This is a genomic window from Amycolatopsis sp. NPDC102389 (genome assembly GCF_044765885.1).
GTDB lineage: Bacteria > Actinomycetota > Actinomycetes > Mycobacteriales > Pseudonocardiaceae > Amycolatopsis.
Window position 1 is genome coordinate 260,427 of record NZ_JBIWKX010000003.1, and the last position, 10,201, is coordinate 270,627.

Genomic DNA, 10,201 nt, shown 5'->3' on the forward strand with positions numbered 1-10,201 from the left:
TTTTCCACCAGCCCATTAAACGCGGGGGTTACCGGACGGCTTCGAACTCCCCCAGCCGTGACCGCAGGCCGGCGAATCCGGCGACCGCGATCGGCGAGGGTGTCGTACTCGAATGGGCGGGGAGGACGTCGATCCAGCCGTCGTGGCGGCTCGTGTTGAGCACCGTGGTCGGGATCGAATGCCCGGAAGCGCCGCGCTCGGACGGCATGAACTCCCAGTAGCCGGATTCCCCGTCCGCGGCCCACGGGACGAATTCCCAGCCCGGCCGCCTGCCGAGCACGCCGGCGATGCGATCTTCGATGCGGAAACCGAGTTCCCGCGATTCGAGCCGTCCTTCCACGATGGCGCGGAGCCACCAAGGCGCGGGAATTTCACCGTGCATTCCGCTCGACGCGCGGTACAACGCGACGACGAGATCTTCGGGCGCGCGATGCACCCAGGCGCGGCGGATATCCGACGGCCGGGTCGCGGACGCCACCGTGCGGGGCAGTTCGATCGCCTGTGACCATTCCAGGTCGAGCATGGGCTCGAGCCGGGGCTGCATACTTTCCGTGCGTGCTTGCGGGATCGTGCGTTCCACTCCCTGACCGGAATCCACCGTCAAGGATCACCTCCGGGGCCGAGAGCCGAAAATAGGCTCATCCCGAGCATCGCCCGGTCAGGAACAGTATGTCCGCTTCCTGTGAGAGAAGCCACAGCCTCTTAACGTGGACTTAACTCCTTTGGGGGCGGTAAAAGCTCACGCGTCCCGGCGATGGGTGATCATCAGTCCGGCCGTATAAACAACCACGCAGATCCCGGCGAAATAAGCCAAATAGCCCCACGGTCCCAACGGCGGTTCGAGTTTCAACATCGAAACCGTCAGATCCGGCCCGGAAAACTGATTCGCCGCGAAGAACGGCATCCACTGGTAGATGTCGTCGCCCACTTTCGGGATCAGCATGACGAGTCCCTCGAGCAGTTGCGTCCAGGCCAGCGCGAATCCGAGCGCGAACGCGGGGTTGCGGAACAGCAGCCCGAGGCCGACGCCGAGCAGACCGGTCAGGAAGAAGGTCAGGCCCTGGCCCGCCACCGCGCGCCAGTCGGCGCCCGAAGCCAGGCCCAGGTCGGCGGCCGGTTTGATCAGGTACGCGATCGCCCACGAGCCGAAGCCCACCAGCAGGCCGATCAACCCCGAGAACACCCCGACGACGGCGCCCTTCGCCAGCAAGGCGGGCACCCGCGAGGGCACCGCCTGGAAGGTGAGCTTCATCGTGCCCCAGTTGAACTCCGTCGCCGCCGCGAGAATGGCGAGGACCAGCACCACGGTGCGGCCGAGCGCGCTGGCGACCTGCGTCGAGTTGACGCCTGTCTGGCCCTCGAGCGGGACGAAACCGAAGAACAGCGCTGTGTAGGCGAGCGCCACCACGATCGCGATACCCGCGCACCACCAGGGCATGCGGGTGCTCAGCAGCTTGATCCGCTCCGCGCGGAGCATGTTCGCCGCGGTCATCGGACGACCTCCGGGACCTGGCCGGTGCCGTATTCGACGGCCTCGGCGGTGAGTTGCATGTACGCCTGTTCGAGCGAGCCGACGAGCGGCTTCAGCTCGTGGAGGGTCGCGCCCGCGGCGAACGCGAGTTCGCCGATGTCGTCGCTGTCCATTTCGGACACGACGAGCGCGCCGTCCTCCTCGCGGAATTCGGCGCCCTTGTCGGTCAGCGCCGTCCGCAGTGCGGGCAGATGCGGGCTGCGGACCCGCACGCCGAGCCCCTTCGCCCGGCCGACGAAGTCCTCCATCGTGCCCTGGTAGATCAGCTTTCCGCGCCCGATCACGACGAGGTCCTGCGCGGTCTGCGCCATCTCCGGCAGCAGATGGCTGGACACGAACACGGTGCGCCCCTCGGCGGCGAGCGCGTGCATCAGCCGCCGGATCCACACGATGCCCTCGGGGTCGAGCCCGTTGACCGGCTCGTCGAACAGCAGCACCCGCGGGTCGCCCAGCAGCGCCGTCGCGATCCCGAGCCGCTGCGACATCCCGAGCGAGAACTGCCCGGCCCGTTTGCGGGCGACCGATTCCAGCCCGACCAGCCGGAGTACTTCGTCGACGCGCTTGTCCGGCAGGCCGTTGGTCGCGGCGATCCACCGGAGGTGCTCGCGCGCGGTGCGGCCGGGATGGCGCCAGGTGGCGTCGATCATGCCGCCGACCGTCCGAAGTGGATCATGCAGCTCGCGGTAGGCCTTGCCGTCGATCGTCACCGTGCCCGACGTCGGGTTGTCGAGCCCGAGCATCATCCGCATGGTGGTGGACTTCCCCGCCCCGTTGGGGCCGAGGAATCCCGTCACGCGCCCCGTTTCGGCGGTGAAGGAAAGGTCGTCGACGGCGAGCTTGTCGCCGTAGCGTTTCGTGAGTCCGGTGGCCTCGATCATCAGCCCTCCCGCCAGTGGGTTCCGACATTACGCGGGAAAGGACCGGGCTGCCCCCCGATAGGCGGCCCGGTCCTTGTTCCCCTTTTTCTCCCCGTCCGGACGTCTCGCTCCCCCGAGTGAGACGTCCGGCTTTCTCCCCTGTGGAAGTCCTTACGCGTCGCGCTTGTTCGCGACGACCAGCGAGATGACCAGCAGCACCAGCGCGAAACCGGCGAAGTAGGCCAGCGAGCCGGCCTGGCTCAACGGCGCTTCCGCCCTGGCGGGGCCCGAACCGGTGAGGAACCTGTCGGCGACACGGAACGGCATCCACTCGTAGATGTCCTTGCCGATCTTCGGGATGAGCTGGATCAGGTTCTCCACCGCGAGGGCGTAGATCAGCACGAGCGAGATGGCCCCGGCGCTGTGCCGGATCAAGATGCCGACGGCGATCGCGATCACCGAGGCGAGTGCGAACACGACGCCCACCCCGGCGACACTGGTCCATTCCGCGGCGGTGTCCAGCGCGAGGTCTTCCGGCCGCATGACCGAGGCGAGGCCCCAGGCGCCGAACGCGGCGACCTCGCCGATCACGAGCGAGAGGATCGCGACGACGCCGGTCTTGGCCAGCAGTGCCGCGGTGCGGTTCGGCACGGCCTGGAAGGTGGTCCGGATGGTGCTGAAGCGGTATTCGGTGGTCACCGAAAGCGCGGCGAGCACCATGATCACGGCCATGCCGAAGCCGTAACCGAACTGGGTCAGGCTGACGTCGGTGAGTTCCCCGGCGGGTGCGGCGCCGGAGACGATGGCGGCGAAACCGATCACGACCGCGAGTGCGGCCAGCGCGCACCACCACGGTGAGCGGGTGGTGAACAGCTTGATGCGTTCCACGGCGAGCAGAGTCATGGCTTTTCTTTCCTCGAAGAGTGAAGGCTGTGCCGGTTACTGGACGGCGGTGACCACTTCGGCGGCTTCTGCTTCGAGACCTGTGTGGTACTCGACCGAATCGCCGGTGATCTGCATGAAGGCCTGCTCCAGGGAGCCGGTCTGCGGGCTGAGCTCGTGCAGCACGATCTGGTTGGCCGCGGCGATCTCGCCGATCTTGTCACTGTCCAAACCGGACACCACGATCGCTCGGTCGGCGTCGGCGACCTGAGCGCTCGCCTGCGTCAGCGCGGCGCGCAACGCGGGCAGCTGCGGCGACCGGACCTTGACCGTGTTCTCGGCGGCCCGCGCCACGAAGTCCTCGGTGGAGGACTGGGAGATCAGCTTTCCCTTGCCGATCACGACCAAATGGCTCGCGGTCAGCGCCATCTCCGAGAGGAGGTGCGAGGAAACGAACACCGTGCGGCCTTCGTCGGCCAGCCGGTGCATGAACTTGCGGATCCAGAGGATGCCTTCGGGGTCGAGGCCGTTGACGGGCTCGTCGAAGAGAAGGACCTCAGGGTCGCCCAGCAGTGCCGCCGCGATCCCCAGCCGCTGCGACATGCCGAGGGAGAACCCGCCGGCGCGCTTTCCCGCGACGCTGGTGAGCCCGACGGTTTCGAGCACCTCGTCGACCCGGCTCTCCGCGATCTTGTTGGATTTCGCCATCCACCGCAGATGCGCTCGCGCCGACCGGTTGGGGTGCACCCATTTGGCGTCCAGCAGCGCGCCGACGGTCCGCAGCGGGTCCTTCAGTTCGCGGTAGAGCTTGCCCCCGATGCGCACCTGGCCCGAGGTCGGGTTGTCCAGCCCGAGGATCATCCGCATGGTCGTGGACTTGCCCGCCCCGTTGGGGCCGAGGAACCCGGTGACCTCACCCGCCGCGACGGAGAACGAAAGGTCGTTCACCGCCAGTGTCCTGCCGTACCGCTTGGTGAGGCCCGCTGCCTCGATCATGTCTGCTCCCCTCGGCGACTGCGAGAACAATCGTCGTCCATGTGGGTGGCCGAGCGCGTCATCCTGAGGTGCCAACCTGATACCCGACCTGAGACGTAGCTTGCCGTCTTCCGGCGGCGTACGCGATCGGTGATACCCCTGAGAGTGACCCTGATTCGCCAGGGTTAATGAACCGTGGTTCAATAATCGCATGGCGCGGCCCAGGAGCATCACCGACGAACGACTGCTGACCGCGGCGGGAACCGTGATCGGCATGGTCGGCCCGGGTTTCACGCTGGCCCAGGTGGCGGCGGAGGCCGGGGTCGCGGTCGGCACGGTCGCCCAGCGGTTCGGCTCCAAGAACGGCCTTTTGCAGGCGTTGAGCCGGTTGAACACGCGGTCGGTCGTGGGGCTGATGCGGGAGTGCGGTGAGCTGGCCGATCCCGTCGAGGCGTTGCGAGCGGCGGTCGTCGTGGTCTACGAGGGGCTGGGCGACGCGGAGACCGCGGCGAACCATCTCGGGCAGCTGGGGGTGGACATCGGCGACCCGGAGCTGCGCGCCCTGCTCGGTGAACATTTCACCGCCGTGGAAACGGAATTGCGACGGCTGGTGCGTGTCGCGGCGCGTGACCTGCCGGGCGCGCCGGGTGTGGTCCGCGCCGCGCGAGTGCTGCTGGGGGTGGCGAACGGGGCCGCGCTGGACTGGTCGATCCGGCCGAAGGGGCGGATCACCGATCGGATGGGGCAAGACGTGGACGCGGTGCTCGCCGCGTGGAAAGGAGTGTCCTGAATGGACCGGAAAGTGGCCGTCGTCACGGGGGCGACGCGGGGATGTGGCCGGGCGATCGCGGTGGAACTGGGCAGGCTCGGCTGGACGGTGTTCGTCACCGGCCGCACGACACGGGACCACCAGTCGCCGATGAAGCGGCCGGAGACGATCGAAGACACCGCGGAACTCGTCGACGCGGCGGGCGGCTGGGCGATCCCGGTCCGGACCGATTTCACCAAGGTGTCCGATGTGGACGCTCTTCGGGCGCGTATCGAGTCCGAAGTGGACGGCCGGATCGATCTCCTGGTCGACGACGTCTGGGGTGGAGACCCGTTCGCGGATTTCGAGGGGGCGTACTGGGACTCCAGCCTCGACGACGCGCTCACGCTGGTGCACAACGCGATCGACACGCATCTGATCGCGCTGCACCGGCTTCTCCCGCTGGTCGTGCGACGGGAAGGGGGCCTCGTCATCGAGGTCACCGACGGCGACCACGACGAGTACGTCGGCGCGGGGATCCCGTACTTCCTCGCGAAATGCGGGATCCGCGCCATCGGCAGGGCGCTCGGCGCCGAACTGAAGAAGTACGGCTGCGTCGGCATGACCGTCACACCGGGCTTCCTGCGCTCGGAAGCCATGCTCGACCATTTCGGCGTCACCGAGGAGACGTGGCGTGACGCGGTCGGCAAATCCGCCCCGGTCGATTTCGCCATCTCGGAGACCCCGGCGCTGCTCGGGCGCGGTGTCGCGAAACTGGCGACCGACCCGGAGGTCTCGCGGTTCGCCGGCAAGACGCTCGCGTCGTGGACGTTGATGAACGAATACGGCCTGACCGACGTCGACGGCTCACGCCCCGACTTCGGCAAGTGGATGGCCGAAGTCAGGGAGCCGGGCAAGGACGCGGCGACGGCGGATCACTCGCTGTACCGCTGAGCCTCGTGAGTGGCGTTTCGGGTTCTAACCCGAAACGCCACTCACGACCCGCGCCGGTGGCTTTCGCAACCCCTGCCGACTCTGGTGGCCGGCATCTACTTCTTCCCGGCCAGCACGTCGAGGTAGTGCTGGTTGACCATGACGCCGAGGACGTTGCCGAACGGGTTGACGACGGCCGCGGTCACGAAGCCCGGCCCGCGTTCGATGATCGGCTCGTACTCCTTCGCGCCCTTCTCCAGCAGCCGCGCGAAGACGTCCTCGACGTTGTCGACGGCCCAGTTCGCGATGGCCCCGCCGGGGCCGGGCTGGGCCAGCGGCGGCCGGAAGTCGCCGCGGACCAGGCCGAACTCGTGCTGGTAGTCGCCGATCCGGAACTCGGCGTACGCCGTCGTGCCGTCGGGACCGTTGCGGACGAAGTACGGCTCGATCCCGAAGAGGTCCGAGTACCACTCGATCGCGGCGGTCAGGTCGTCGGCGTAGAACGTGGTGGTGGTGAGGCCTCGCAGCATTTCGTTCTCCTCGGGTAGTGGCTCCGAGGACAAGCATCCGCCGCAAAGTGCTCACCGAATGACCACTTTTCCGACGCGATCTCAGGTGACCCCGGGACGCGCCAGCCCGGTCTCGTAGGCGAGCACCACGGCCTGCACCCGGTCACGCAGATCCAGCTTCGACAGGATCCGCCCGACGTGCGTCTTCACCGTCGCCTCGGACAGGAACAGCGTCTCGGCGATCTCCAGGTTCGAGAGGCCCTTCGCGATCAGCACGAGCACCTCCCGCTCCCGTTCGGTGAGGACGTCCAGCTCGGCCGCGTCCCGCATCGGCTTCCCGCCGCCGCCGACGAACCGGTCGAGCAGCCGCCTGGTCACCGACGGCGAGACCACGGCGTCGCCCGAAGCGACCGCTCGCAGCGCCGACACCAGGTGATCCGGCTGCGTGTCCTTCAGCAGGAACCCGCTGGCCCCGCCCTGCAACGCCGAATACACGTACTCGTCCAGGTCGAACGTCGTCATCACGAGCACGCGCGCCGTCCCGGCCTCGACGATCCGCTTCGTCGCCTCGACGCCGTCCAGCACCGGCATCCGGACGTCCATCAGCACGACGTCCGGCCGCAGTTCCTCGGCCAGCCGGATGGCCTGCGCGCCGTCACCCGCCTCACCGACGACATCGATGTCGGCCTGCGCGCCCAGGACCATCCGGAACCCGACGCGCATCAATTCCTGGTCGTCGACGACCACCACCCGTATCACGTCGCCAACCTAACCGGGAGCCTCGCGTGCACCTGCCACCCTCCACCGGGGGCGGGCCCGACCTCCAGCGTGCCGCCGAAGACGTTCGCCCGTTCCCTCATTCCGATCAATCCGTTCCCACCGGGGACGGTGAGCCTTCGCGGTCCCGGCGGCGCGGCGTGCGACGCCGTCTTCGCCGCCGCGGGCACCAGTTGTTTCGCGCGGCCGGCGCCGTCGTCGGTGATCCGGACGTCGATCACGTCCGCCTCCCGGCGCACCAGCACCTCCGCCTGCGCGCCCTGTCCGGCGTGTTTCAGCGTGTTCGTCAGCGACTCCTGCACGATCCGGTACACGCCGAGGGAGACACCGGCGGGTAGCCCGTCCAGCGCGTCCGACCCGATCGCCAGCGTCACCGGCACCCCGGCCTGGCGGATCCGGTCCGCGAGGTCGGTCAGCGCGCTGGCGTCCGGCTGCGGCACGCGCGGCTCGTCGTCGCCGTCGCTGCGGAGCACGTCCAGCAGCCGTCGCAGCTCGGCGAGCGCGCCGCGGCCGGTCTCCGAAATCGTCTGCAAGGCCCGTTTCGCCATCTCGGGATTCCCGTCGACCGCGTAGGACGCGCCGTCGGCCTGCACGACCATCACGCTCACCGCGTGCGCGACGACGTCGTGCAGCTCGCGGGCGATGCGTCCGCGTTCCTGGCCGACGGCGATCCTGGTCGCCTGGTCCCGTTCCGTCTCAAGCAGATGCAATCTGGCTTCCACCTCCTCGTGATAGGCGCGCCTCGCGCCGGCGAACTCGCCGAGCGTCCAGCACAGTGCGGTGGAGAAGGTGGCGATGATCGCCAATATCCACACGTCTTCCGGCGTGTCGATCCACATCTGGAGCCCCGACGTGGCGACGGTCGCCAGCAGGTACAGCAGCCCCTGTTTGCGCCCGACGTAGACCAGCACCGAGTAGAGGCTGATCATCATCGCGAACGCGCTGGCGGCGCCCAGCTCCAGCAGACTGTGCGGGATGCCGATCAGCAGCAGCAGATACGCCGACCACAGCGTCGCCTTCCGCCGGAACACCAGCGGGGCGACCATCACCATGTCCATCGGGACGACCACGTACCAGGGCGGCATCGGGACTTCCGGCGTCTCGGCGGCCGCCACGTAGAACAGCAGGTCCGTCAGCAACAGGGCGACGGCGATCGCGCTGTCCCCTGCCATGGGGTGGGCACGCATCCAGAGGCTCAACCGTCGCACCTGGCAACACTATGTCGGCCGATGCCGTTCGCGCGTCGGTCGCCGGTACCACCTTCGGTGCGACCCGAGGATGAGCGGCATGGCACGATTCTCCTCGGCGTGCTCGACGACCGGGAGGGGTGGGCGCCGTGACCTCAGCGACGGAGCAGGGCCGTCTCGCCGGCCCGCTGTCGATGTCGGTGGCGAATCTCTGCCATCGGCTCCAGCCCCAGGTGTCCGCGCGGACCGCGGCCGGCTTCGCCGAAGTGCTGCGCAGGCTGGGAGGCCCGCTGCAGGTCGCCGTCGCGGGCCGGATCAAATCGGGGAAGTCCACCCTGGTCAACGCCCTGATCGGACGCCGGGTCGCGCCGACCGACGTCGGCGAGTGCACCCGGCTGGTGACCCGGTTCCAGTACGGCACGGTCGACCGCGTCGAGATCGTCTTCACCGACGGCCGCAAACAGGTGCTGCCCTTCTCCGCCGACGGGATGATCCCGGCCGAGCTGGGCATCGACATCGACAAGGTCTCGCATATCGAGGCGTACCTCACCAACGCGGTCCTGCAGGGCATGACCGTGATCGACACCCCCGGCCTCGGCTCGCTCGACGCCGCTTCGGTGTCGCGGACCGAGGAACTGCTGGGCGCGGCGAAGCACCGTAAGCCCGAAGACTCCGAAGAGGATGAAGAAGGCTCCGACGAGCTGGACGACACTTCGCGAAGCGCCGTCGCGGGTGCCGAGGCCGTGCTCTACGTGGTCACGCAGGGCGTGCGCGCCGACGACCAGCAGGCGCTGGCCGCGTTCACCGCCGCGACCGCGAGCCGCGAGGCGGGCCCGGTCAACGCGATCGCGGTGCTCAACAAGGCGGACACCATCGCGCCGGAGTCGGTCGAAGGTTCGGGCGGCGACGTGTGGAAGGCCGCGACGCTGCTGTCGGAGAAGCAGGCCGCGACGCTGAAGCCCCGCGTCGCGGACGTGCTGCCGGTGATCGGGCTGATCGCGGAGTCGGCCGAGTCCGGCGGGTTCACCTCCCCCGACGCCGAGGCGCTGCGCCAGCTGGCCGAGATGGACGACGACATCCTCGAGACCATGCTGATCTCGGCGGACATCTTCACCAGCTGGGAATGCGACGTCGCGGCGGGCACCCGGCTGCGGCTGCTGGAGAAATTGGACCTGTTCGGCGTCCGGTACGCCGTCGAGGCGATCCGCAAGGAACCCGAGATCACCGCGGGCTCGCTGCGCCGGAAGCTGCTCGACGCCTCCGGGCTCGAAGCCGTCCGACAGCGGCTGAGCATCGTGTTCGCCGCCCGCGCCGACGGCATCAAGGCGGCCGCCGCGCTCGCTTCGGTCACCGCGCTGGCCCACGCGTCCGGCGACCCGGCCGAACGGCAGCGCGTCCACGACGCGATCGAGGTCCTGCTCGCCAAGCCCGAGGCGCATCAGCTGCGGCTGCTCGAAGCGCTCACGCTGGTCGCGTCCGGTGCGGTCGACATGCCCGAGGATCTGTCCGAGGAGGTCCTGCGGGTCGGCAGCAACGCCGACATCGGCGCCCAGCTCGGCAAGCCGGGCGCTCCCCGCGCCGAGCTCGCCGCCCACGCGCTGGAACGCGCCGGCTGGTGGCGCTCCTTCGCATCTTTCGGCGCGACGCCCGCCCAAAGCCGCGTCGCGCACGTCGTGCACCGGGCCTACTTCCTCATCTGGCAGCAGATCCGCGACTGACCTCCCGCGTTTCGTCCTCTGGATGCGGTCCTTGCGCGTGCAACTACCGCATCCAGAGGACGAAACGCGCCCCAAGATTGTTAA

11 protein-coding genes are annotated in these 10,201 nt (G+C 68.6%); 3 read left to right on the forward strand and 8 right to left on the reverse strand.

Annotated features, from left to right (window positions below; all coding sequences use genetic code 11):
• Positions 1-28 precede the first annotated feature (28 nt).
• From ACIRGA_RS04950 to ACIRGA_RS04970, 5 genes are all read right to left on the reverse strand, one after another.
• On the reverse strand, positions 29-580 hold the full coding sequence (locus tag ACIRGA_RS04950) for a hypothetical protein (RefSeq protein ID WP_400936814.1): 552 nt from the start codon (positions 578-580) through the stop codon (positions 29-31).
• 159 nt (positions 581-739) lie between these two features.
• Positions 740-1,492, reverse strand: a complete 753-nt coding sequence (locus ACIRGA_RS04955; protein WP_400936600.1) for a hypothetical protein — start codon at positions 1,490-1,492, stop codon at positions 740-742.
• Complete coding sequence (locus ACIRGA_RS04960) at positions 1,489-2,409, reverse strand: ABC transporter ATP-binding protein (RefSeq protein ID WP_400936603.1); 921 nt, start codon at positions 2,407-2,409, stop codon at positions 1,489-1,491. Before ACIRGA_RS04960 ends, ACIRGA_RS04955 begins: the two co-directional genes overlap by 4 nt.
• Before the next feature lie 150 nt (positions 2,410-2,559).
• Positions 2,560-3,291: an ABC transporter permease gene (locus ACIRGA_RS04965; protein WP_400936605.1), complete on the reverse strand. Its 732-nt coding sequence runs from the start codon at positions 3,289-3,291 to the stop codon at positions 2,560-2,562.
• A gap of 36 nt (positions 3,292-3,327) precedes the next feature.
• The gene (locus ACIRGA_RS04970; protein ID WP_400936607.1) at positions 3,328-4,266 is read right to left on the reverse strand and encodes an ABC transporter ATP-binding protein; all 939 of its coding nucleotides are present in this window, start codon (positions 4,264-4,266) and stop codon (positions 3,328-3,330) included.
• Between the two features lie 190 nt (positions 4,267-4,456).
• On the opposite strand from ACIRGA_RS04970, the gene ACIRGA_RS04975 reads away from it, so the two are divergent.
• Together ACIRGA_RS04975 and ACIRGA_RS04980 are read left to right on the forward strand one after the other, a co-directional pair.
• Positions 4,457-5,035 carry a TetR/AcrR family transcriptional regulator gene (locus tag ACIRGA_RS04975; RefSeq protein ID WP_400936609.1) on the forward strand — a complete coding sequence of 193 codons (579 nt, stop codon included), beginning with the start codon at positions 4,457-4,459 and terminating at the stop codon, positions 5,033-5,035.
• Positions 5,036-5,947: an SDR family NAD(P)-dependent oxidoreductase gene (locus ACIRGA_RS04980; RefSeq protein ID WP_400936611.1), complete on the forward strand. Its 912-nt coding sequence runs from the start codon at positions 5,036-5,038 to the stop codon at positions 5,945-5,947.
• 95 nt (positions 5,948-6,042) lie between these two features.
• On the opposite strand, the gene ACIRGA_RS04985 is transcribed toward ACIRGA_RS04980, so the two are convergent.
• The 3 genes from ACIRGA_RS04985 to ACIRGA_RS04995 form a co-directional block, all read right to left on the reverse strand.
• Positions 6,043-6,456 (reverse strand): VOC family protein, encoded by a 414-nt coding sequence (locus tag ACIRGA_RS04985; RefSeq protein ID WP_400936612.1) that lies wholly within the window; start codon positions 6,454-6,456, stop codon positions 6,043-6,045.
• 81 nt (positions 6,457-6,537) lie between these two features.
• Entirely contained in the window at positions 6,538-7,194 is a 657-nt protein-coding gene (locus ACIRGA_RS04990; protein ID WP_005167029.1) for a response regulator transcription factor, read from the reverse strand.
• The gene (locus ACIRGA_RS04995) at positions 7,191-8,384 is read right to left on the reverse strand and encodes a sensor histidine kinase (RefSeq protein ID WP_400936816.1); all 1,194 of its coding nucleotides are present in this window, start codon (positions 8,382-8,384) and stop codon (positions 7,191-7,193) included. Before ACIRGA_RS04995 ends, ACIRGA_RS04990 begins: the two co-directional genes overlap by 4 nt.
• Positions 8,385-8,593: 209 nt before the next feature.
• Between ACIRGA_RS04995 and ACIRGA_RS05000 the strand changes: the two genes are divergently transcribed.
• Positions 8,594-10,117 carry a dynamin family protein gene (locus ACIRGA_RS05000; protein WP_400936819.1) on the forward strand — a complete coding sequence of 508 codons (1,524 nt, stop codon included), beginning with the start codon at positions 8,594-8,596 and terminating at the stop codon, positions 10,115-10,117.
• Positions 10,118-10,201: the final 84 nt, after the last annotated feature.

Bases quoted from the DNA above. Each gene is read 5' to 3' on its own strand.
- ACIRGA_RS04970 (WP_400936607.1), bottom strand. From the start codon at position 4,266: ATGATCGAGGCAGCGGGCCTCACCAAGCGGTACGGCAGGACACTGGCG.
- ACIRGA_RS04965 (WP_400936605.1), bottom strand. From the start codon at position 3,291: ATGACTCTGCTCGCCGTGGAACGCATCAAGCTGTTCACCACCCGCTCA.
- ACIRGA_RS04960 (WP_400936603.1), bottom strand. From the start codon at position 2,409: ATGATCGAGGCCACCGGACTCACGAAACGCTACGGCGACAAGCTCGCC.
- ACIRGA_RS04955 (WP_400936600.1), bottom strand. From the start codon at position 1,492: ATGACCGCGGCGAACATGCTCCGCGCGGAGCGGATCAAGCTGCTGAGC.
- ACIRGA_RS04980 (WP_400936611.1), top strand. From the start codon at position 5,036: ATGGACCGGAAAGTGGCCGTCGTCACGGGGGCGACGCGGGGATGTGGC.
- ACIRGA_RS04975 (WP_400936609.1), top strand. From the start codon at position 4,457: ATGGCGCGGCCCAGGAGCATCACCGACGAACGACTGCTGACCGCGGCG.
- ACIRGA_RS04995 (WP_400936816.1), bottom strand. From the start codon at position 8,384: ATGGCAGGGGACAGCGCGATCGCCGTCGCCCTGTTGCTGACGGACCTG.
- ACIRGA_RS04985 (WP_400936612.1), bottom strand. From the start codon at position 6,456: ATGCTGCGAGGCCTCACCACCACCACGTTCTACGCCGACGACCTGACC.
- ACIRGA_RS05000 (WP_400936819.1), top strand. From the start codon at position 8,594: ATGTCGGTGGCGAATCTCTGCCATCGGCTCCAGCCCCAGGTGTCCGCG.